At 67.5% G+C, this 20839-nt stretch carries 21 protein-coding genes; 15 read left to right on the forward strand and 6 right to left on the reverse strand.

Annotated elements, in window-relative coordinates; all coding sequences use genetic code 11:
• The first annotated feature begins 34 nt into the window (after nucleotides 1-34).
• Genes BPODLACK_RS18250 through BPODLACK_RS18260 form a run of 3 tightly spaced genes read left to right on the forward strand, consistent with a single transcriptional unit; the run spans nucleotide 35 to nucleotide 2695 of the window.
• A complete protein-coding gene (locus BPODLACK_RS18250; RefSeq protein ID WP_159405891.1) occupies nucleotides 35-1399 on the forward strand; it encodes a glutamine synthetase family protein in 1365 nt (454 codons plus the stop codon).
• Between the two features lie 50 nt (nucleotides 1400-1449).
• Nucleotides 1450-1971 carry a gamma carbonic anhydrase family protein gene (locus tag BPODLACK_RS18255; RefSeq protein ID WP_159405892.1) on the forward strand — a complete coding sequence of 174 codons (522 nt, stop codon included), beginning with the start codon at nucleotides 1450-1452 and terminating at the stop codon, nucleotides 1969-1971.
• Between the two features lie 40 nt (nucleotides 1972-2011).
• Complete coding sequence (locus BPODLACK_RS18260; RefSeq protein ID WP_159405893.1) at nucleotides 2012-2695, forward strand: uracil-DNA glycosylase; 684 nt, start codon at nucleotides 2012-2014, stop codon at nucleotides 2693-2695.
• A 174-nt stretch (nucleotides 2696-2869) separates the two neighbouring features.
• Here BPODLACK_RS18260 and BPODLACK_RS18265 read toward each other — a convergent pair whose 3' ends face one another.
• Both BPODLACK_RS18265 and rpmB read right to left on the reverse strand, forming a co-directional pair.
• Nucleotides 2870-3697 carry an enoyl-CoA hydratase/isomerase family protein gene (locus tag BPODLACK_RS18265; protein ID WP_159405894.1) on the reverse strand — a complete coding sequence of 276 codons (828 nt, stop codon included), beginning with the start codon at nucleotides 3695-3697 and terminating at the stop codon, nucleotides 2870-2872.
• Nucleotides 3698-3808: 111 nt separating this feature from the next.
• Nucleotides 3809-4000, reverse strand: coding sequence for a 50S ribosomal protein L28 (rpmB, locus tag BPODLACK_RS18270; RefSeq protein WP_004023092.1), 192 nt, complete (start codon nucleotides 3998-4000; stop codon nucleotides 3809-3811).
• A gap of 276 nt (nucleotides 4001-4276) precedes the next feature.
• Here rpmB and BPODLACK_RS18275 point away from each other — a divergent pair, with 276 nt between their 5' ends.
• The 3 genes from BPODLACK_RS18275 (at nucleotide 4277) to BPODLACK_RS18285 (ending at nucleotide 9109) form a co-directional block, all read left to right on the forward strand.
• The gene (locus tag BPODLACK_RS18275) at nucleotides 4277-5926 is read left to right on the forward strand and encodes a DAK2 domain-containing protein (protein ID WP_159405895.1); all 1650 of its coding nucleotides are present in this window, start codon (nucleotides 4277-4279) and stop codon (nucleotides 5924-5926) included.
• Nucleotides 5923-8172, forward strand: coding sequence for an ATP-dependent DNA helicase RecG (gene recG / locus BPODLACK_RS18280; protein WP_159405896.1), 2250 nt, complete (start codon nucleotides 5923-5925; stop codon nucleotides 8170-8172). Before BPODLACK_RS18275 ends, recG begins: the two co-directional genes overlap by 4 nt.
• A gap of 148 nt (nucleotides 8173-8320) precedes the next feature.
• Nucleotides 8321-9109, forward strand: coding sequence for an HNH endonuclease family protein (locus BPODLACK_RS18285; protein ID WP_159405897.1), 789 nt, complete (start codon nucleotides 8321-8323; stop codon nucleotides 9107-9109).
• Between the two features lie 10 nt (nucleotides 9110-9119).
• Here BPODLACK_RS18285 and BPODLACK_RS18290 read toward each other — a convergent pair whose 3' ends face one another.
• From BPODLACK_RS18290 to BPODLACK_RS18300, 3 genes are all read right to left on the reverse strand, one after another.
• Nucleotides 9120-9725, reverse strand: a complete 606-nt coding sequence (locus tag BPODLACK_RS18290) for a mycothiol-dependent nitroreductase Rv2466c family protein (RefSeq protein ID WP_159405898.1) — start codon at nucleotides 9723-9725, stop codon at nucleotides 9120-9122.
• A 44-nt stretch (nucleotides 9726-9769) separates the two neighbouring features.
• Nucleotides 9770-10174 carry a DUF302 domain-containing protein gene (locus tag BPODLACK_RS18295; protein WP_159405899.1) on the reverse strand — a complete coding sequence of 135 codons (405 nt, stop codon included), beginning with the start codon at nucleotides 10172-10174 and terminating at the stop codon, nucleotides 9770-9772.
• 76 nt (nucleotides 10175-10250) lie between these two features.
• Nucleotides 10251-12413 carry an MMPL family transporter gene (locus BPODLACK_RS18300; RefSeq protein ID WP_159405900.1) on the reverse strand — a complete coding sequence of 721 codons (2163 nt, stop codon included), beginning with the start codon at nucleotides 12411-12413 and terminating at the stop codon, nucleotides 10251-10253.
• Nucleotides 12414-12548: 135 nt separating this feature from the next.
• Between BPODLACK_RS18300 and BPODLACK_RS18305 the strand changes: the two genes are divergently transcribed.
• Nucleotides 12549-12839: a metal-sensitive transcriptional regulator gene (locus tag BPODLACK_RS18305; RefSeq protein WP_374978496.1), complete on the forward strand. Its 291-nt coding sequence runs from the start codon at nucleotides 12549-12551 to the stop codon at nucleotides 12837-12839.
• A 110-nt stretch (nucleotides 12840-12949) separates the two neighbouring features.
• On the opposite strand, the gene BPODLACK_RS18310 is transcribed toward BPODLACK_RS18305, so the two are convergent.
• Entirely contained in the window at nucleotides 12950-13186 is a 237-nt protein-coding gene (locus tag BPODLACK_RS18310; RefSeq protein ID WP_024500508.1) for a YgaP family membrane protein, read from the reverse strand.
• 383 nt (nucleotides 13187-13569) lie between these two features.
• Between BPODLACK_RS18310 and BPODLACK_RS18315 the strand changes: the two genes are divergently transcribed.
• The 8 genes from BPODLACK_RS18315 to BPODLACK_RS18350 are packed head-to-tail and all read left to right on the forward strand — an operon-like array spanning nucleotide 13570 to nucleotide 20791.
• Nucleotides 13570-14853 carry a glutamate-5-semialdehyde dehydrogenase gene (locus BPODLACK_RS18315; RefSeq protein ID WP_159405901.1) on the forward strand — a complete coding sequence of 428 codons (1284 nt, stop codon included), beginning with the start codon at nucleotides 13570-13572 and terminating at the stop codon, nucleotides 14851-14853.
• Nucleotides 14853-15776, forward strand: coding sequence for an AAA family ATPase (locus BPODLACK_RS18320; protein WP_159405902.1), 924 nt, complete (start codon nucleotides 14853-14855; stop codon nucleotides 15774-15776). The genes BPODLACK_RS18315 and BPODLACK_RS18320 overlap by 1 nt, the downstream gene beginning before the upstream one ends.
• A complete protein-coding gene (locus tag BPODLACK_RS18325; RefSeq protein WP_159405903.1) occupies nucleotides 15776-17173 on the forward strand; it encodes a vWA domain-containing protein in 1398 nt (465 codons plus the stop codon). Before BPODLACK_RS18320 ends, BPODLACK_RS18325 begins: the two co-directional genes overlap by 1 nt.
• Nucleotides 17174-17203: 30 nt before the next feature.
• Nucleotides 17204-18037 carry a nicotinate-nucleotide adenylyltransferase gene (gene nadD, locus BPODLACK_RS18330; RefSeq protein WP_159405904.1) on the forward strand — a complete coding sequence of 278 codons (834 nt, stop codon included), beginning with the start codon at nucleotides 17204-17206 and terminating at the stop codon, nucleotides 18035-18037.
• 15 nt (nucleotides 18038-18052) lie between these two features.
• Nucleotides 18053-18415 carry a ribosome silencing factor gene (rsfS, locus tag BPODLACK_RS18335; protein WP_024500504.1) on the forward strand — a complete coding sequence of 121 codons (363 nt, stop codon included), beginning with the start codon at nucleotides 18053-18055 and terminating at the stop codon, nucleotides 18413-18415.
• Nucleotides 18412-19125 carry a histidine phosphatase family protein gene (locus BPODLACK_RS18340; protein WP_024500503.1) on the forward strand — a complete coding sequence of 238 codons (714 nt, stop codon included), beginning with the start codon at nucleotides 18412-18414 and terminating at the stop codon, nucleotides 19123-19125. Before rsfS ends, BPODLACK_RS18340 begins: the two co-directional genes overlap by 4 nt.
• Nucleotides 19122-19871 (forward strand): diglucosylglycerate octanoyltransferase, encoded by a 750-nt coding sequence (gene octT, locus BPODLACK_RS18345; protein WP_024500502.1) that lies wholly within the window; start codon nucleotides 19122-19124, stop codon nucleotides 19869-19871. Before BPODLACK_RS18340 ends, octT begins: the two co-directional genes overlap by 4 nt.
• A 59-nt stretch (nucleotides 19872-19930) precedes the next feature.
• A complete protein-coding gene (locus tag BPODLACK_RS18350) occupies nucleotides 19931-20791 on the forward strand; it encodes a DegV family protein (RefSeq protein WP_024500501.1) in 861 nt (286 codons plus the stop codon).
• Nucleotides 20792-20839 lie beyond the last annotated feature (48 nt).

Raw genomic sequence — 20839 nt, forward strand, 5'->3', positions numbered from 1 at the left:
CACCGGAATCGCCCCGCTCCATGACACTGTGGACATGGTCTCGCGATCGGATGCCGTTGACGACGCAGCGTCGTCGATCCTTCTCGCGACCGTCGTCAATCCGGCCGGACTGACGCTGGCGAAGACGGTCACTCCCGAACGAGTGCCCGCGTTCGCATCGGCGGGTCTCGGGGCCAGCCCGTCCTGGCATGCGTTCGCGATCGATCAGACCGGGATCGCGTTCAGCGACGAGGTCGGAGTGGTGGGGGATCAGCGCATCCGGATCGATCTCGACGCCCGGATGGTGGTCGACCCGACCTTGAGCTGGGCACCCGGAGAGTTCTTCGGCCTCACGGGTGATCCGGTGCCGCAGTGCGCTCGCGGCACACTGCGTCGCGTCGTCGCCGATCTCGCCGACGCCGGACTGCACGCCATGGTGGGTCACGAACTCGAGTTCGTGCTCGTCGCACCGGACGGAACGCCGCTGCCGTCCGCCCTGTGGACGCCGTACGGTGCGGCCGGGCTCGTCGAACTCGAGGGGTTCGTCCGGGATGTCCTCATCTCGTGTCGGGCCGCGGGGATCGTCGTCGAACAGTTTCATCCCGAACACGCGCGCTGGCAGTTCGAGGTGTCCCTCGGTCCGTCCGACCCCATCACCGCGGCCGATCGACTCGTGCTCACCCGAATCCTGATCGGACGACTCGCCCGCAAACACGGTCTGCGTGCCAGCTTTTCACCCAAACCGTTCGTGGACGAGGCGGGATGCGGTGCCCATCAACACATCTCGCTGCACCGCGGTGATCGGCCGCTGCTGACCGGGGGAACCGGGGTCGCCGGGATGACGCCCGACGGCGAGCACGCGGTTGCGGGCATCGTCGACGCGATCCTCGAGTTGCAGGGTGTGCTGTGTGGATCGGTGGTGTCCGGGCTGCGCATGCTACCCGGACAGTGGGCCGGCGCCCACGCCTGCTGGGGTGTGGAGAACCGCGAAGCGGCGGTGCGACTGGTCTGTGCGGATACGGTGGACATCGCGAGTGGCGTTGGCACACAAGAGGATGCTCCGGGAATGCGGGGTCGGGGCGCCAATGTCGAGGTGAAGATCATCGACCCGTCCGCAAACGTCTACTTCGCCACCGCAGCCATCTTGGGCGCGGCCGCGGCCGGGATCGAACGCGGGGCCACTCTGCCGCCCGAGGTCGGCGTCGATCCCCGCACTCGCCCACCGGGTGAGCGGAGGCCGCTGTCCACCGATCAAGGTGAGGTCGTCGACCGGATGGAGGTGTCCCCGCTGCTTCGCGGGATCCTGGGCGACCCCGCGGTCGACGCACTCGTGGCGGTCCGTCGATACGAGGTCACCCATTTCCCCGATCACACCCCCGAGACACTGACCGAGCGGTTCCGGCTGGCCTGGAGCGTGTGACCGGCGCGGGTGGGCACGGGCCGGTGTCTGCACGTGGCTAGAGTCTCCGTATGGCGATCTACGCACTCGACGACCGCGTGCCCGTCCTGGGCGACGAGACCTATGTCCACCCCGACGCGGTGGTGATCGGAGCCGTCACGCTCGGCGACGGCGTCTCGGTGTGGCCGGGGGCCGTTCTGCGGGGCGACTACGGCACCATCACCATCGGTGAGCGCAGCAACATCCAGGACGGCACGGTCATCCACTGCACAGTCTTCGAGCCGACCGTGATCGGCGCGCGGTGCGTGGTCGGACACAATGCGCACATCGAGGGTGCGACCATCGGCGACGACTGTCTCATCGCCTCCGGCTCGGTGGTCCTGAACGGGTCGACGATCGGCAGCGGTTCGATCGTCGGGGCCGGAGCCGTCGTCCCGTTCAAGTTCGACGTGCCGCCTCGTCGTATGGCACTCGGTGTGCCCGCGCGACTACGGGAGAACTACGAGGTCCCCGAGGGACACACCGAACTCAACAGCGAGATGTACTTCCAGAACGCCAAGTACTACCGCGAATCGCTGCGGCGACTCGACTGACACACATGATCGCACCGATGGGATTGATGGGGAGACCGGAGTGACCGCACCGACCAAACCGCTCGCCGAGATCATCGACCCCGGCTGGGCCGAGGCCCTGGCCCCGGTCGAGCCGATCATCACCGAGATGGGCCGGTTCCTGCGCAACGAGATCGCCGAGGGCCGCCGCTATCTGCCCGCCGGGCAACACATCCTGCGGGCCTTCACCCGGCCGATCGACGACGTGCGGGTGCTCATCGTGGGGCAGGACCCGTACCCGACCCCGGGACACGCTGTCGGCCTGAGCTTCTCCGTGGCCCCCGACGTGCGTCCGATTCCGCGGTCCTTGGCCAACATCTACACCGAGTACTGTTCGGATCTCGGGTATCCGATGCCGACCAACGGAGATCTCACCCCGTGGGCCGACAACGGCGTCCTGTTGCTGAACCGGGTGCTGACGGTCGCGCCGGGAGAGCCTGCATCCCACCGCAAGAAGGGCTGGGAAACGGTCACCGAATGCGCGATCAAGGCGCTCGTCGCCCGTGACGAACCGCTCGTCGCGATCCTGTGGGGCAAGGATGCGGCCGGGCTTCAGGAGTGGTTGCCGGACGTCCCGACCATCGTCTCGGCACACCCGTCGCCGCTGTCGGCGTCGCGCGGCTTCTTCGGTTCGCGGCCGTTCAGCCGGGCCAACGAAGAACTCGCCGATCTCGGCGCCGATCCGGTGGACTGGCGGTTGCCCTGAGTTCCGCTCTCGCCTCCGAGAGAACCCGGGAGAACAACCACCCCTTGCTGCCTGAGGTTCGAGAAGCGACAGCGACGAGCCACGAGGGGCACGGCGACGACGGATCGCGTGGCCCTCGTGGCTCGCTCCGCTCGCACCTCAGGGAGCGGTGGCGTATTCAGTACGCCGAGAAGATCAGCGCGTCTTGCCGAAGTCCGGCGCGCGCTTGCCGACGAACGCGTCGACGCCTTCGATGCCCTCGGCGAGGCCGGACCGTTCGGAGATGGAACGTCCCTCGAGGGTGAGCTGTTCGATCAGCGAGTTCTCCGACGACACGGCCAGCAGGTGTTTGGTGCCGGAGTCGGCGGAACGGGGCCCCGCCGCGATCGTCTCGGCGTTGGCACGGGCCACGGTCTCGACGTCCTCGTCGGCGACGATCTCCGACAGGATTCCCCAGTTCAGCGCGTCGTCGGCGGAGAGGACGCGGTCGGTGAGGATGATCTGGCGTGCCCGAGCGGCGCCGACCGCGCGGGGAAGGGTCCAGGTGAGCCCGCCGTCGGGCGTGAGTCCGATGCCGCGGTAGGCGGGACGGAGCTTGGAGGAGGTGCCGCCGATGGCGACGTCGGCGTGCAGGACCAGCGACATGCCGGCACCGGCAGCCCAGCCCTTGGCGGCGGCGACGACCGGGACCTCGGCCTCGTAGAGGGCGTTGACGAAGGCGTGGAAGTTGTCGGCGATCAGACGCAGATAGGTGGGTCGATCGTCGGCGGCGGCGAAGGCCCGCACGTTGCCGCCGGCGCAGAAGTTCTTGCCCGCACCGACGAGGAGCACCGCGCCGACGTCGCGACGACCGCGTGCCACCTCGCGCAGCGCCTGGGTGCCCTCGGCGATCCCGTCGTCGTCGAGTGAGTTGCCCGCGCCCGCAGCCGACACCGCGATCGTCAGGACGCCGTTGGCCTCACTCACGGGAGCCGCCGCGTCGGGCTGGGGGGTTTCGGTGGTGGGGGATTGCGTGGAAGTCATGCGCGGAACATTATCTCGCACACACCAAAGACCCGACGCCGGGGAGCTTACGCTCGGTGGCATCGGGTCTCGTGCTCTCGAACCCCATCACCCGCGTACGGGTGACGACGATCAGACAGCTGCGGTCTTGCCGGCCTTCAGGCAGGAGGTGCAGACGTTCTTGCGCTTGCGGTTGCCCGGGGCGACCTCGACGCGAACAGACTGGATGTTCGGGTTCCAGCGGCGGTTGGTACGGCGGTGCGAGTGAGACACCGACTTGCCGAAGCCCGGGCCCTTGCCGCAAATGTCGCAGACGGCAGCCATCGTCGAACTCCCTTGATAGATGAATATGGTCTCGTGGTCAGCCTCGCGGATCGGCACCACCGGAAGTGTGCGCGTGGACCGAAAGGCAACCCTGCAAGGATAACCAGCTCGGGTGGGCGTGGCCAAATCCGGGTCGCAGTGTCCCGCCTCGAGGCGCGGACGTCTCCGGGTCGTCGGGGACGCCGAGTAACCTTGCACACATCCTTCCGGACCGTCCCCTCGGCCCGCGGCGCAGCCCCGTCGTATGCCCACGTCAGAGCGAGAAAGAGTCACCGCGTGATCGCCCGCACCATCAACCCGCAGCTGCTGCGTGACTGGGCTCGTGTCTGTGTCGACCAGCTCGAGGATCTGCGAGGCGAGATCAACGACCTCAACGTCTTCCCGATCCCGGACTCGGACACCGGCAGCAACATGCTGTTCACCATGCGGGCGGCTGCGGAGGCCACCGAGGCCGCACCGGACGACGCGTCGTTGCCGCAGGTCGCCCGTGCGATGGCCGACGGTGCGGTGGCGCAGGCACGCGGCAACTCGGGCATCATCCTGTCGCAGGTCCTCGTCGGCCTGGCCGACGCCGCCGAGATCCTCGGTGACACCGAATCCCTGACCTTCGGTGATCTGGCGACGCTCGGCCTCCGCCTCGGGTCGCTCGCCGCGACCCGCGCGGTCAGCGAACCTCGCGAGGGAACCGTGCTGACCCTGGTTCGAGTGGCCGCCGAGGCGGCCGCCGCACATGAGAAGGAGACCGCCGCCGACATCGTCCGCGCCGTCGCCGACGACTGCGCCGAGGCGCTCGAGCGTACGCCGGAGCAGTTGTCGGTCCTCGCCTCCGCGGGGGTCGTCGACGCAGGCGGACGCGGGTTCCTCGTGATCGTCGATGCCATGGTCCGGGTGATCACCGGGGTGGCCAACCGCCGGCGCCGTTACCGGGGCATCCTCACCGACAGCGCGACCCTCGGACACGGGGTCGACGACGCCTGCGTGGAGAGCAGCGATCAGGACTTCGAGGTGATGTACCTGCTCGACGGCGCGGCGGGTGAACAGATCGCCGAACTCCGCGAGCGTCTGAACGAACTGGGCGACGCCGTGGTCATCGTCGGCGACAGCTCGAGCGGCGAGGGTGAGCGCTTCTCCGTTCACGTCCACACCTGTGAGCCCGGTGCCGCGGTGGAGGCCGGCGCGGGACTCGGCCGGCTCTCGGATGTCCGCATCAGCTGCTTCGCGCTCGATGCCATTCGCGCACAAGTCGATTCGAGCGAACCTCCGCCGCGGCACAAGCGTGCCGTGGTGGCGGTGGCGCTCGGCGACGGTGCCGCCGACCTCTTCGCCGAGGCCGGGGCGACCGTACTGCGCGCTGACGACGGGCTGACCGCACAGGCCTTGGGACAGTCGATCCGCGACACCGACAGTGCCCACGTGGTGGTCATGGCCAACGGCGCGTTGAGTTCTCAGGATCTCGTCACCGTCACCACCGAAGTGCGTTCGACGCAGCGTTCGGTGCTGATGCTCCCGACGTCGTCGATGACCCAGTGCCTGGCGGCGCTCGCGGTGCACGATCCGAGTGAGACTCCCGACATCGACGCCTATGCGATGGCCGAGGCCGCCGCCGGTGCGCGGTGGGGGTCGCTGCAGCTCGCGACCACGAAGATGATGACGCTGGCCGGGATGTCGGACGTCGGTGACGTCCTCGGGCTCATCGGCGACGACGTCCTGGTGGTGGCGCCCGACCAGACCTCGGCTGGAACCGCCCTGATCGACCTGATGCTCGCGACCGGTGGTGAGCTGGTGACCGTGCTCGCCGGCACCGACGTCGACGAGTCCGCGCTGGAGGCCGTCGCGGAACAGATGCGCCGCAGCTACCCGGGTATCGAACTCGCGGTCTACCGCACCGGGCAGCGCAGCGATCTGCTCCAGGTGGGTGTCGAGTGACCGAGCTGGCGCTGGCGGATTCGCTGTCCGACGTTCTCGGTCCCAAGCCCGCGGAGAAGCTCGCCGCACTCGGCGTGACCACCGTCGGCGAACTGCTGCGCTACACGCCCCGTCGCTACATCCGCCGTGGTCTCGTGGCCGACCATCAGCGGCCCGAACCCGGTGAGTGGCTGACCATCGTCGGCCGGATCACCAAGTCCGACCTGATCCAGATGAAGAGCCGCCGTGGTCAGTTCCTTAAGGTCAAGGTCACCGACGAGAACGAGGTCTACGAGGCGAGCTTCTTCAATCCGAAGTTCATCAGGCACCAGCTGCGCCCCGGTGCCCGGGTGATGATGGCCGGCACGGTCAAGTACTTCCGCGAGCAGATCCAGTTGTCCCATCCGGAGTGGATGATCCTGCCCGACGGCGATCCCGAGATCGATCACGTCGTCGGCTCCAAGATGCTGACCGAGATGTATGCGATCGAGGAGGAGGTCACCCGGGAGCATGGCGGTGCGCATCCGTTGGTCGCGATGTTCGACCGCGAGATCCTCCCGATGTATCCGGCCACCAAAGAGGTGCAGACCTGGGACATCCTGGGCGCCGTGCGGCGGGTGCTGGACCATTGCGCGCCGATCCCCGACGCACTGACCGACGCGCAGCGGCGGGAACGCGGACTGGTCTCCACCGATGAGGCGATCCGCAAGATCCACCTCCCCGACTCCGAGGACGATGTGAAGGTCGCCTCGCATCGGCTGAAGTTCGACGAGGCGCTGGCGATCCAGACGGTGCTCGCACAGCGGCGGCTCGCGGGCCGCAGTGAAGCGGCTCCGCCGTGCCCGCATGTGCCCGGCGGTCTCGAGGACAAACTGCGGGAGCGTCTTCCGTTCACGCTCACCGAGGGGCAGCTCGCGGTGGGGGAGGAACTCGCCGAGGACCTGGCTCTGGCGCAACCGATGTCGCGGTTGCTGCAGGGTGAGGTCGGTTCCGGTAAGACCCTCGTCTCGCTGCTGGCGATGCTGCGGGTCGTCGACAACGGATACCAGTGCGCGATCCTCGCACCCACCGAAGTGCTTGCGGCGCAGCATCACCGGACGATGAAGAAGATGCTGGGCGACCTGGCCGAGGGTGGTGAGCTGACCGCGGCCGAGGGGGCAACCCGTATCGCCCTGCTGACCGGATCGATGAAGACCAAAGGCCGGCGCGAGACGCTGCTCGACGTGGTCACCGGCTCCGCGGGCATCGTCATCGGTACGCACGCCCTGCTGGAGGAGAAGGTCGAGTTCTTCGACCTCGGCCTCGTGGTGATCGACGAACAACACCGGTTCGGTGTCGAACAGCGTGATGTGTTGCGCGGCAAGGGCCGTGACGGCCGTATCCCGCACTTCCTGGTGATGACCGCGACGCCGATCCCGCGCACCGTCGCGATGACCGCCTTCGGCGACCTCGAGACGTCGGTCCTGCGCGAGTTGCCGTGCGGCCGCCAGCCGATCTCGACGTCGGTGGTCCCGATGGGCAGGCAGAACTGGGTCGACCGGGTGTGGTCCCGTGCCAACGAGGAGATCGACGCCGGCCGACAGGTCTACGTCGTGTGCTCGCGCATCGGCGACGACGACGCCCCGGAACCCGCACCCGACGACGAGAAGGGTCCGAAGACCACGTCGGTCGTCGAGCAGTACGAGGCTCTCGTGGCCGGTCCGTTCGCGCATCGGCGAGTCGAGATGTTGCACGGTCGCCTGGCGCCCGAGGAGAAGAACGCGATCATGGACGCGTTCGGACGCGGCGAGGTCGATGTCCTGGTGTCCACCACCGTCATCGAGGTCGGTGTGGACGTGCCGAACGCGACCACGATGGTGATCGTCGACGCCGAACGGTTCGGTGTGAGCCAGCTTCATCAGCTGCGTGGACGTGTCGGTCGTGGCCAGCACGCCGGCCTGTGTCTGCTGATGACGCACAGCAAGGACATCTCCCAATCGATGCAGCGTCTGCGTGCCGTGGCGGGGTCCAACGACGGCTTCGAACTGGCCCGTGTGGATCTCGAACAACGCCGCGAAGGTGACTTGCTCGGGTCGCTGCAGTCCGGCGTCAACACCTCGCTGCGATTCCTGTCCTTGCTCGAAGACGTGGAGGTCATCGAGGATGCGCGCGGACTCGCCGAGGACGTGGTGAGCGAGGACATCACGCTTCTGCACCACCGCCCGCTCGCGGATCTCGTCGACGGGATTCTGGTGCCGCAGAAGATCGCGTATCTCGACAAGTCCTGACCGTCGGCTGATCCCGCCGTCGTGTTTCCCTCACGCCGAGCAGATCCGGTCCGCGCGAAGGAAACCGCCCATCGCGGGGTGAACCGCTGCGCGGGAACAGGTTTCAATTTTCCTGGAACCTCGCCGCCCGGCGCTGCGTCTAAGTCCCATGGTCCTCCGCGACGCGACGTTCCGATCGCCGACGCTCCGGCGGCTCCGCATGCGGGTGCGGTGGATCGTCTGGAGAACATCGGCATGGGGGTCGTGGTCGGCCCGGCAGTGGTCGCTGCTGGTCTTCGCGGTCGTCACGGCGATCGTGGTCGCGGTGGGATCCGGTGGATTCGGTCCGCAGTCCGACATCGACCCGCGAGTACGGACGCTGGCGCGAGAAGCTCTGGCGCGCTTGGCGTCCATCCCCGTGCACGCACAGCGTCCCGACCGCGACGACTACGACCGAAGCGCATTCGGCGCGGCGTGGACGGACGCGGTGGCCGTGGCCGGTGGTGGCAACGGATGCGACACCCGCAACGACATCCTGGCCCGAGATCTACAGGACATCCGGGCGGGACCGGTGTCGAGCTGTCCGCGGGCGGTTCTCGCGGGGGAGTTCCGGAGCCCGTACAGCGGCGAGTTCGTGGTGTTCCGCCGCGACCGCAACGCGTCGAGTGTGCAGATCGACCACATCGTGCCGCTGGCCTACGCCTGGGACATGGGTGCGTGGTCGTGGGAACTCGGCCGACGACTGAGCTTCGCCAACGACCCGGCCAACCTCGTCGCCGTCGACGGCCCGTCGAATCAGGACAAGAGCGACTCCGAACCGGCCCGGTGGATGCCACCGGCCCGCGGGTTCTGGTGTCAGTACGCGATCCAGTTCGTGATGGTCAGTGCGACATACGGTCTGACGGTCGATGCCGAATCGCGTGGGGTGCTGATCGACGCGTTGCGGTGCGGACAGTGAGGCGGCGAGCTCAGGCCGAGAACGTCGGTTTCCCTCCGGTGGGCCGCTTGAGCTGTGAGAAGGCAGACGTGGCCCCAAGCGTGACGATCGCGGAGTAGAGGGCCACGGCCTCGTCGCCGGTCGGGATGTCGGAGAGCACCGGGCCGAAGAAGTGGGTTCCGTTGATCCCGGTGATCGGGCTGCCGCCGGTCTCGCCCAGGACATCCTGACTGCGTTGGTGCGCTGTCCTCAGGGCATCGTCGAACGAGTCGTCGTCCATCGCCTCGGCCAGTTCGGAGGGGAGTCCGGCCTCGACGAGGATCTCCGAGACGACCGCGGGGGTCATCTCGTCACCCGCGTGGTGAAAACGCCGGCCGACCGCCGAGTAGAGGGGCCCGATCGCGTCCACGCCGTTCTTCGCGACGGCGGCCATGAACACCCGGCCGAGCCGGCGGGAGGTGTCCAGTTGCCGTCGCTGCTGGTCCGATGCGGGTTCCCGATCCTCGTTGAGGACGGCCAGACTCATGACGTGCCAGTCGACCGAGTCATCGTGTCTCCCGGCCTGGTCGGCGAGCCACCGCGATGCGGCCCACGCGAAGGGACACACCGGATCGAAGTAGAAGTCGAAGCGATTCATGACAACTCCTGTCGTGTCAGGGATTCTGTTCTGGGATCGGCGGGTCAGGACTGGTTCGACAGTGCGTCGATCGCGGCCTGCAGCTTCGTGGCGGCATCACGTGCGACGGACTCGAGTTCGGGCTCACCCGAGACCTGAACCATCAGATCCGGATTCATCGCCTCGACGAGTGTCGTGCCGGGATGGTCCGGGTCCGACCGGACGACGACGTTGCACGGCAGCAGCAGTCCGATCTGGCGTTGGACCCCGAGTGCTCGGTGTGCCAGAGGCGGATTGCACGCGCCCAGGATCAGGTACTGCTCCATGTCCTCGTCGAGCTTCTTCTTCATGGTGGCCTGGACATCGATCTCGGTGAGGACACCGAATCCCTGGTCGGCGAGTGCGGCGCGGGTGCGCTCGACCGCTTCGTCGAAGGGGATGGTCAGCGTGGTGTTCAGTGCGAGGGACATTGTGTTCCTTTCGTTTCGGCCCCGTCCCGGGCCAGACGGTTGTCCGCTGGCCCGGGACGGAATCCGGTTCGGGTTGTCAGTGCGCGAAGCTGATCTTGGGCAGGATGCGGCGCAACCAGGCGGGCGACCACCATGCCGCGCGGCGCGTGATCCGCAACAGCGCCGGAAGGAGTGTGAGACGGATCAGGACGGCATCCAGCAGAACGGCGACACCGAGGATGATCCCCATCTCCTTCGGGGGAAGAGGTTCGGCCAGGGCGAAGGTGAAGAACACCGCCACCATGACCGCTGCCGCGGCGAAGATGATCCGGCCGGAGTGCGCCATCCCGTCGATCTGTGCCTGTGTGGCGTTGTCGGACCGCTCGAAGTGCTCCTTCGCGGTGGCGAGCAGGAAGACCGTGTAGTCCATCGCGATCGCGAAGATCATCGCGAAGAAGAACACCGGTCCCCACCCGTCGAGGAAGCCCTGGGGTGTGAAGCCCAACAGGTCCGCGAGGTGCCCGTCCTGGAAGATGAGCTTTGCGACGCCGAAGGCAGCTGCCGTCGACAACAGGCTGACCACGGTGCCGATCAGGGCGATCAGAGGTGCCTGCAGCGAGACCAGGAGCAACAGGAAGCCCAGGATGAGGATGACGGAGACAACCAGCGGGAAGTAGTCGTTCAGGGCCTGCTGGAGGTCCAGGTTCTCAGTGGGCGCGCCACCGACCAGTGCACCGTCGGGCAGGGTGCTGCGCAGGTCGTCGACGATCGTGCCCATCTGCTCGTTGGATGGGTCGACCGACGGAAGTGCCTGCATGAGAACGTAATCCGAGCCGTCTGCGGCGGGCATCGGGGGAGTCACCATCTGGATTCCCGGGGACTGAGAGGCGGCCTGGGCGGTCTGCTGCGCCTCGTCGGCGGGTGCGACGATCTGCAACATCCCGGGTGCGCCCTCGCCCATCTGTGACTGGACGAGTTCGTAGCCCTGACGCACTGGTGCGTCCTCGGGGACGACGGTGATCGACGGCATCGCGACCTTCAGACCGAAGACCGGGATCGCCAACGCGATGAGAACGGCGAGGGAGCCGGCGGCGACGGTCCACGGGTGGCGGTGCAGGAAGAGTCCCCAGCGGGCGAACACCGGTGAACGGTGTTGCTGACGGCGGGCGTACGGCATCGACACCGCATTGACCTGGGGACCCAGCTTGCCCAGTGCGGCGGGCAGAAGTGTCAGGGTTGCCGCCAGGACGAAGACGACGGCGAGCATGATGCCCACGGCCATCGTTCGCACCGCGGGTGCGGGAACCAGCAACACTGCGGACAGGCTCACCAGGACGGTGATGCCGGAGAGCAACACCGCTTTTCCTGCGGTGTCCATGGTCTCGGCGACCGCGGCACGCATGTCGTCGCCGTAACCGCGCATGGCATCGCGGAAGCGCGACACGATGAACAGGGCGTAGTCGATGCCCAGGGCCAGGGCGAACATCATGGCGAAGTTGATCGCCCACACGGAGATCGGCGTGACCTGGTTCAGCAGGACCAGTCCGCCGGCGGAGGCGACGAGTCCGGCGATGGTCAGCAGCAAGGGAAGTCCGGCCGCGACCAGCGACCCGAAGGCCAGCACCATGATCGTCAAAGTGACCGGCCAGGAGAACAGCTCGGCCTTGATCATCGCGTCGTGATTGGCCTTGTTGAAGTCACTCCACAATGCGGACGCACCGGTCGGGTAGACCTCGACACCGTTCCCGGACAGCCCGGTCAGCTCGTCTTTGCGTTCGTCGACTGCCCGCACCATGTCGTCGGTGTTGGCGGCAGCGCCGATGATGACGATGCCGGTGTGACCATCGGGACTGATGGACATTCCCGGTTGTGGTGGCACGACCTGGGCGAATCGGTCATCGGTCGCCGCGAGTTCGGTGATCTTTCCGACGACGGCCTGGACCGCGGGACTCTCGACGCGATCGCGGTCGGAATGGACGACCACCTGCACCGCGGCCGAGGAGTTGCCGCCGAAGTGCTGCTGGGCCAGTTCGCGGACCTGGACGGACTCGGACCCGTTCGCCTGCCATCCGGCGCCGGCAAGTGAGGAGAACACCGAGGGTGCCGCCGCTCCCAGAACCACCAGTAGGAGCACCCACACACCGAACACCCAACGGGCGCGGCCGGCCATCGTCGCGCCCCAGCGACCGAGGATTCCGGCTGCGGAACCTGTTGGGTCAGGTGTTGCTTCGTCTTCGGAGAGGGCCGTCTTCGGCGCCATGAGATTCCTTTCGTCTGATACCCCGAGGGGTATTGGATCTGGCGTAGAAGATACCCCTGGGGGTATGGTGGCGTCAAGGATCCACGGCTTCGGCTACCGAGACCTGTGGGTGGTCAAACACGAGGAGGAATCACCATGGCCGCAGACGAGAGGCCGCGCTTGACCGTCGGGGAAGAGGCGATGGGGGCTGTTCTGAATCGGCTGAAGCGCGCTCAGGGCCAGCTTGCCGGGGTGATCGCCATGATCGAGGCGGGCCGGGACTGCGCGGACGTGGTCACCCAGCTCGCGGCGGTGTCGCGAGCGCTCGACCGAGCCGGCTTCAAGGTCGTGGCGTCGGGGATGCGGCAGTGTGTCGAGACTGCCGACGGTGAGCAGCCGCCGCTGTCCGAGGCGGCACTGGAGAAGCTGTTCCTCGCGCTGGCGTGACGGGCGGTCCGGAGCCGGTGGCCGAGTAGGAGCGAACGAAAGAGGGGCCCGAGACATCGGCCCCCTCTTTCGTGGATATGGGTGATTTCGTGGGTGGGTGAGCTGGGCGCTCAGCGGGGGCATGTGGCGCGAGGGAGTCCCGCCTTCGACATGAGGAGGCTCGCGGGGCACCATCCGACGGCACTGTAGAGCAGCAGGTTGGCGGCCACGAAGAGGGTGAGCACGGTCCACCACGGGGACACTGTCAGCACGAGGATGACGCTGATCGTCACCATCACGCCCGCGAGCGCGGGCACCATTCTTTCCACCGTCAATCGGGGCTCGTGAGTACCGGTTGCGCGTGTCATGGGTCTTCCTTCTGCTGGGGACGTGTGAACGCCCGGGATCGATGGCAACCACACTATACCCCCTGGGGTATAGTGACGTCGTTGTCTCGAACTCGAACGTAAGGACTGAGAGCATGTGTTCACCGGTGAAGTGCCCAACGTGCGGCAAGACGACCTGGTCGGGGTGCGGTCGTCATGTCGACGCCCTCAAACGCCGCGTTCCCGACTCCCAGTGGTGCGACGGGCACAAGCAGGCGCCGTCCCAGCGCTCGAAGTGGTGGTCCAGAGCCTGACCGGACCGGATAGCTCTTTGGGGACGTGCTCGGCCCGGCGCTACTCTTGAGGGCGGCATATATCCCGCGGCGGCATCGTCGCGGCGACCACCCGCGAAGTCGAGGATGTTGATGAGCGCACCCACCGCAGAGCCCTCCGTCGCAAGAGGCGAGTCCGGAACCGAAAAGGTCGTCCTCGGACTCGCGCGAGCGGCGAAATCGGCATCCCGCTCGCTGGGTGGTCTCACGACGGCGGACAAGAACGAGGTCCTGCTCGCGGCGGCCGACGCCATCGAAGCCGCGTCGGAGACGATCCTCGCCGCCAACGCCGAGGACATCGCGCGCGCCGAGGAGGCGGGCACCGAGGCGAGCCTGCTCGATCGCCTGCGTCTCGACGAATCCCGTGTCGTCGGCATCGCGAACGGTCTTCGTCAGGTCGCGGTCCTGCCCGATCCGATCGGTGAGATCGTCTCCGGCAAGACCCTGCCCAACGGACTTCAGCTCCGACAGGTACGAGTTCCCCTCGGTGTCGTCGGCATCGTCTACGAGGCGCGGCCCAACGTCACGGTCGACGTCTTCGGGATCGCCTTCAAGTCGGGTAACGCGGTGCTGCTCCGCGGTTCGTCGTCGGCCGCGTCGTCGAACGCCGAACTCGTCCGCATCCTGCGAGAGACCCTGTCCGCCAAGGGCGTCAGCGCGGATGCCGTGTCGCTGCTGCCCAGCGAGGACCGCTCGAGCGTCACCGCGCTCATCCGCGCCCGCGGGCTCGTCGACGTCGTGATCCCGCGCGGCGGTGCCGGTCTCATCGAGGCCGTCGTCTCCAACGCGACCGTCCCCACCATCGAGACCGGCGTGGGTAACTGCCACGTCTACGTGCACGCTCTCGCCGACCTCGACGTCGCCGTCCGCGTCATCCTGAACTCCAAGACCCGCCGGCCGAGTGTCTGCAACACCGCCGAGACGGTCCTGATCGACAAGGCGGTGGCGGCTGATGCGCTGCCTCGCATCACCCAGGTCCTGCAGTCCCAGGGTGTCGTGATCCACGGTGACGAGCCGGGCATGGAACCGGCCACCGAGGACGACTGGACCAAGGAGTATCTGTCGATGGACATCGCGATGAAGGTCGTCGACGACCTCGACGCCGCCGTCTCCCACATCGACTCCTACGGCACCGGTCACACCGAGGCGATCATCACCACCGACCTCGCCGCCGCGGACGAGTTCACCCGCCGCGTGGATGCCGCCGCCGTCATGGTGAACGCCTCCACCGCCTTCACCGACGGCGAGCAGTTCGGGTTCGGCGCCGAGATCGGCATCTCGACCCAGAAGCTGCACGCCCGCGGCCCGATGGGCCTGCCCGAGCTGACCTCGACCAAGTGGCTGGTCTGGGGCAACGGCCACGTTCGGCCGGCCTGATGACGAGCTCCACGGAATACACCGGTTCCGGACCACAGGTCGTGCCGTCGTTCACCTCCGTCGACGATGTCGTCGCACGGCTCCGTGAAACCGGCTACCTCGCCGACGACGCCACGGCGACGTCGACCTTCCTCGCCGACCGGCTGGGCAAGCCGCTGCTCGTCGAGGGGCCCGCGGGTGTCGGCAAGACCGAACTGGCCAAGTCGATCGCCGCAGCCACAGACGCCGAGCTCGTCCGCCTGCAGTGCTACGAGGGCATCGACGAGGCCCGCGCGCTCTACGAGTGGAACCATGCCAAGCAGATCCTGCACATCCAGGCGACGGGCAACCGCGCCTGGGAAGAGGCGAAGACCGACATCTTCTCCGACGAGTTCCTGCTGCCGCGGCCGCTGCTGAAGGCGATCTCGCGCGAGGGTTCGACCGTGCTGCTGATCGACGAGGTCGACAAGGCCGACGTCGACATGGAGGGGCTGCTCCTCGAGGTGCTCAGCGACTTCGCGATCACCATCCCCGAGATGGGAACCGTTGCCGCGCAGCGCCGACCGATCGTGCTCCTCACCTCGAACGCCACGCGCGAACTGTCCGAGGCGCTCAAGCGTCGCTGCCTGTACCTCTACATCGACTTTCCCGACGCCGAGCGGGAGAAGGAGATCCTCGCCTCGCGGGTGCCGAACCTGTCGGCATCGCTGAGTGCGGAACTGGTCCGGATCGTCGGTGTGCTGCGGACGCTGGACATCCGCAAGAAGCCGTCGGTGGCCGAGACGATCGACTGGGCCAACACGCTGCTCGCGCTCGGTGCGGGAGAACAGGCCGACGCCAGGCGCGGCGGCCTCGACGACGGGCTCATCGCCCGCACCCTCGGTGTGGTGCTCAAACACCGGCCCGATCTGAAGACGGCTCTCAAAGAACTCAAGCTGGGCTGATGACGACTCCGCTCGTCGCGCACCTCACCGATTTCGTCGATGAGCTGCGTCGTCGCGGGATCGTCGTCGGGCCGTCGGCGCTGATCGACGCGGCGAGTGCGATGGAGGTGCTCGATCTGCTCGAGCGGTCCCGTCTCCGTGAGGGTCTGGCGACGACGCTGCTCGTCGACCATGCGCATCGGGGGGTCTTCGACCGCGTCTTCGACCTGTGGTTCCCGGTCGGCGCGGGAATGCGCACCGTCACCGAGGATCTGCCGCGCGACGAGGACGGAAACCTCGACGTCGAGGCGGTGCGGGACGCGCTGGCGGAGATGCTGGCCGACGACGCGGCGGCCGGTGACGGGCGGCTCGAGCAGGCGATCGCGATGATCGTCGACGAGCTGGGGCGCTACGGGTCGACGAAGGGCGAGGCCTTCTCGGCGTATCAGGCGATCTCCGCGGTCAGCCCACAGACGTTGATCGCCAAGATCGCCGCGGCGATGGCCGGCGGCGACGGTGACGGCGACGGTGGCCGACCGGGCACCGAGCCGCTGTACCGGCAAGCCGCGCGTCAGAAGGCCACCGACCTGCGGGCCGCGATCGAGCGTGAGACGCAGCGTCGGATGGCCGATCGCAACGGCCGGGACAAGGTCGGCGCGTATGCGGTGCCGCCCCTGCCGGAGAACGTCAACTTCCTCTCCGCGGGCGCCAAGGAGCAGGTGGAGATCCGCAAGACGATCGAGCCACTGGCCCGGTTGCTCGCCGCCAAGCTCGAGACGCGGCGGCGTCGTGCCCATCGCGGGGCGGTCGATGTTCGGAAGACGTTGCGGGCGTCGATGTCCACCGGCGGTGTCCCGATCGAACTCAGTCACCGCAAGCCGCGTCCCGGACGCCCGGAGCTGATCATCATCTGCGATGTGTCGGGGTCGGTCGCGGGCTTCAGCCAGTTCACGCTGCGGCTGGTGTATGCACTGCGCCAACAGTTCTCCAAGGTGCGGGTCTTCGCGTTCGTCGACACCGTCGACGAGGTCACCGAGTTCTTCGACCACGGTGAAGAGGATTTCGGTGCGGCGATGCACCACATGATCTCCACCGCCCGGATCTCCACGCGCGACGGACATTCGGACTACGGGAACATGCTCGCCGGTTTCGTCGGCGAGTACGGCGAAACGCTGACGCATCGGGGAGCGCTGCTGGTGCTCGGTGATGCACGCAACAACTACCACGAGACGCACGCCGACGCGCTCGCGGAACTGGTCGAACGCGCCCGACACGCGTACTGGCTGAACCCCGAGGCCAAAGAGCATTGGGGGACCGGTGACTCGGTCGCCACCGACTATGCGGAGGTCATCGACATGTTCGAATGCCGCAACGCGACGCAGCTCGGAACCGTCATCGCCGACCTGCTGCCGATCTGATCCCGGCGCCACCGCGTAGACTGACCGTCCATGTCAACCGACCGCCATATTGCGCGCCGCATCGGCGTCATGGGTGGCACGTTCGACCCGATCCACAACGGGCACCTGGTGGCGGCCAGCGAGGTCGCTCATCGCTTCGAGCTGGACGAGGTGATCTTCGTCCCGACGGGGCGTCCGTGGCAGAAGCTGGGCGAGCACACGATGGTCAGCCCGCCCGAGGACCGGTACCTGATGACGGTCATCGCGACGGCGTCGAACCCGCAGTTCAGCGTCAGCCGCGTCGACATCGACCGTGACGGCGACACCTACACTGTCGACACGTTGCGAGACCTGCGCAAGCAGTTGCCCGACGCGCAGCTCTACTTCATCACCGGTGCCGATGCGCTGGAGTCGATCCTGTCGTGGCAGGACTGGGAGGAGCTGTTCGACCTCGCCCGGTTCGTGGGTGTGAGCCGGCCCGGCTACGAGCTCGATGCCACCCATCTGGCGCAGCATCTCGCGGAGATGCCGGATGACACGCTGCATCTGCTGGAGATCCCGGCGCTGGCGATCTCGTCGACGGATTGCCGCACGCGTGCGGCGGAGGGCCGCCCGGTCTGGTACCTGGTGCCCGACGGCGTCGTGCAGTACATCGCCAAGAGGAAGCTGTATCGTGCGCCTCGGGCGTCGTCGCCCGGGGTGTCCGCGCCGGGAGCAGAGCGAGCGGGCGGTAATGATCCCGCGCCGGGAGCGGAGCGAGCGGGCGGTAATGATCCCGCGCCGGGAGCGGAGCGAGCGGGCGGTAATGATCCCGCGCCGGGAGCGGAGCGAGCGGGCGGAGTTGATCCCGCGCCGGGAGCGTCTGTGGCGTCGAGCGGTAAGTGAATCGAGAGGACTTGTGTGACTGCGTCAGCTGAAGCGTTGGAGATGGCCAAGGTGGCCGCTCTGGCGGCCGCGGAGAAGCTCGCCCATGAGGTGACCGTGATCGATGTGTCGGAACAGTTGGTGATCACCGACGCCTTCGTCATCGCGTCGGCGGACAACGAGCGACAGGTCAATTCGATTGTCGACGAGGTCGAGGAGAAGCTGCGGGAGGCCGGGTACAAGCCGGTGCGCCGTGAGGGCACCCGTGAGGGGCGTTGGGCTCTGCTCGATTATGCCGACATCGTGGTGCACATCCAGCACACCGACGAGCGACGCTTCTACGCGCTGGAGAGTCTGTGGAAGGACTGCCCGGTCGTCGAGGTGGAAGGGCTTTCGTGAGCGGGGGTCCCGATACCCACGACACCTCGGTCGAGCGTCTGACCCCGGTCGTCCGGCGACTGATCCTGTTGCGCCACGGGCAGACCGAATACAACGCGGGCAGCCGCATGCAGGGTCAGCTCGACACCGATCTCTCCGAGCTCGGTGTGCGGCAGGCGAATTCGGCGGCTGTCGAACTGGCGAAGCGGCAACCCCTGGTGATCTGGTCGTCGGACCTGAAGCGCGCCCGGGACACCGCGGAGGCGCTCGCCCAGCGAACCGGGCTCTCGGTGACAACCGATGTGCGCCTTCGTGAGACGCATCTGGGCGAGTGGCAGGGATTGACTCATCTCGACGTCGATGAGGTCATGCCGGGGGCGCGCGTCGTGTGGCGCGACGACGCGACGTGGACCCCGCCGGGTGGCGAGAGCCGCGTCGACGTGGCGAAGCGTTCCACGCCTCTGGTCGACGAGCTGATCGAGCAGTTGCCGGAATGGGGTGTCGGCGACAATCCCGAGGCGCCGGTCGTGCTCGTGGCCCATGGTGGGGTCATCGCGGCGATGACCGCGGCGCTGCTCGGGCTGCCGGTGGACAACTGGCCGGTCTTCGGCGGACTCGCCAACACCAGCTGGGTACAGCTGTCGGGGCACGGTAAGCCCGGCGACCTTCCGCGCTGGCGGCTCGACGTGTGGAATGCGTCGGCCGAGGACTCTGATCCCGCCGTGCAGTGAGCGATCCGGATTCCGGCGCTCCCACGGAGGAACGCTGCGTACTGGTGCTGTCCGACTCGCTGGCCTATTACGGCCCGGTCGGTGGGCTGCCCGCGAACGATCCGCGGATCTGGCCGTCGCTGGTCGGCGCCGACGTCGGTCTGCCGGTTCGTCTGTTCGGCCGGATCGGCTGGACGAGCCGCGACGTGTGGTGGGCGCTGACCCAGGACCCGAACATCTGGGCGACCGTGCCGCATGCCGAGGTCGTCGTGCTGGCCTTCGGCGGGATGGACACGTTGCCGTCGCCGTTGCCGACTGCGCTGCGCGAGCAGATCCGGTATGTCCGGCCGAATCGGCTGCGGCAGTTGGTGCGTGACGCGTATTCGTGGGTGCAGCCACGTGGGTCGCGACTGGGGTGGCCGCTGGCGTTGCCGCCGAAGGTGACCGTCGAGTACCTGGACAAGATCCGTGAGGCCCTCACGCAGCTCCGACCGGATCTGCCGATTGTCGTTTGCCTGCCGCCGACCCATCGCAGCCCGTATTACGGTTACGTGCACTCGGGCCGCATCCCGGCGACGGCGGCGATCGCGCGGTGGGCGCAGCACCACGGGTTGCCCTGCGTCGACTTCTATCCGGTGACCCGGGACGCTTTCGAGGATCCGGCCGCGGAGATGAATCCGGACGGCATCCACTGGGGCTTCTCGTGCCATCGTCAGATCGCCGACGTGGTGACGCCGGTGGTCGAGAAGAGCAGGGCGAACAGCTAGCCGGCGGACCTCGCGACTCCCATGTGAGGTCTGGCCGGTGAACCGGCTAACGTAGACGCGTGCCTGTCGTCGTCGTCACAGATTCGTCTTCTCGGTTGCCCGAGTCGGTCACCGAGCACTACGGGATCCGGCAGGTTCCGCTGCACGTGACGGTCGAGGACAAGGACTACCGCGAGGGCATCGACTACATCCCGGAGGACGTCGTCACGACACCCGGTGTGACCACCTCGGGCGCCAATCCCAGCGAGCTCACCGAGTACTTCGAGGCCGCTCTGGAGGCCAGCGAAGGCGCCGGCGTGGTGGCCGTGCACATGTCTCGCAAGCTGTCGGGCACGTGGGGCTCGGCGCGGCTGGCGGCGGAGAAGTTCTCGGGGCAGGTCCGCGTCGTCGACTCCCGATCTGTCGGTCTCGCAGTGGGTTTCACGGCCATCGCTGCGGCGCAGGCGGCCGCCGACGGCGTCGATCGTGATCGCGTCTACGAGTCGGCGATCCGGCAGGCCGCGACCGTCGACTCGCTGCTGTGTGTCCAGCAGCTCGACAACCTGCGTCACAGCGGTCGGATCAGCGCCGCCGGCAAGCTCTTCGGCTCCGCGTTGTCCATCAAGCCGATCCTGCACATGGTCGACGGCACGCTCCAGCTCAAGGAACGCCACCGCACCTTCTCCAAGGCGCTCGACAAGATGGTCGAGGCCGCCGTCGAGTCGGCGGGCGGGCGCGCGGTCACCGTCGGTATCCAGCACTGCGAGACCCCGGACGTCGCGGCAGACCTCCTTGCCACACTGCGCAGCAGGCTGCGGATGGTGACCTCCGAGCTGACCGTCGACCTCGGACCAATCCTGGGCTCTCACGTGGGTCCCGGAGCGGTGGGCGTCGTCATCGCGTCGCATCTCGAACCGATCGAAGGGGTCGAGGAGGGCTGACGGCGCCCCGTTTCCTGTCGACAGCCGTGCTCCTGTCCACAGATCTCG

This window comes from Gordonia sp. YY1, from assembly GCF_009872315.1.
Classification (GTDB): Bacteria; Actinomycetota; Actinomycetes; order Mycobacteriales; family Mycobacteriaceae; genus Gordonia; species Gordonia amicalis.

Bases quoted from the DNA above. Each gene is read 5' to 3' on its own strand.
- BPODLACK_RS18250 (WP_159405891.1), top strand. From the start codon at position 35: ATGGTCTCGCGATCGGATGCCGTTGACGACGCAGCGTCGTCGATCCTT.
- BPODLACK_RS18255 (WP_159405892.1), top strand. From the start codon at position 1,450: ATGGCGATCTACGCACTCGACGACCGCGTGCCCGTCCTGGGCGACGAG.
- BPODLACK_RS18265 (WP_159405894.1), bottom strand. From the start codon at position 3,697: ATGACTTCCACGCAATCCCCCACCACCGAAACCCCCCAGCCCGACGCG.
- rpmB (WP_004023092.1), bottom strand. From the start codon at position 4,000: ATGGCTGCCGTCTGCGACATTTGCGGCAAGGGCCCGGGCTTCGGCAAG.
- BPODLACK_RS18285 (WP_159405897.1), top strand. From the start codon at position 8,321: ATGGTCCTCCGCGACGCGACGTTCCGATCGCCGACGCTCCGGCGGCTC.
- BPODLACK_RS18290 (WP_159405898.1), bottom strand. From the start codon at position 9,725: ATGAATCGCTTCGACTTCTACTTCGATCCGGTGTGTCCCTTCGCGTGG.
- BPODLACK_RS18295 (WP_159405899.1), bottom strand. From the start codon at position 10,174: ATGTCCCTCGCACTGAACACCACGCTGACCATCCCCTTCGACGAAGCG.
- BPODLACK_RS18300 (WP_159405900.1), bottom strand. From the start codon at position 12,413: ATGGCGCCGAAGACGGCCCTCTCCGAAGACGAAGCAACACCTGACCCA.
- BPODLACK_RS18305 (WP_374978496.1), top strand. From the start codon at position 12,549: ATGGCCGCAGACGAGAGGCCGCGCTTGACCGTCGGGGAAGAGGCGATG.
- BPODLACK_RS18310 (WP_024500508.1), bottom strand. From the start codon at position 13,186: ATGACACGCGCAACCGGTACTCACGAGCCCCGATTGACGGTGGAAAGA.
- BPODLACK_RS18315 (WP_159405901.1), top strand. From the start codon at position 13,570: ATGAGCGCACCCACCGCAGAGCCCTCCGTCGCAAGAGGCGAGTCCGGA.
- BPODLACK_RS18320 (WP_159405902.1), top strand. From the start codon at position 14,853: ATGACGAGCTCCACGGAATACACCGGTTCCGGACCACAGGTCGTGCCG.
- BPODLACK_RS18325 (WP_159405903.1), top strand. From the start codon at position 15,776: ATGACGACTCCGCTCGTCGCGCACCTCACCGATTTCGTCGATGAGCTG.
- nadD (WP_159405904.1), top strand. From the start codon at position 17,204: ATGTCAACCGACCGCCATATTGCGCGCCGCATCGGCGTCATGGGTGGC.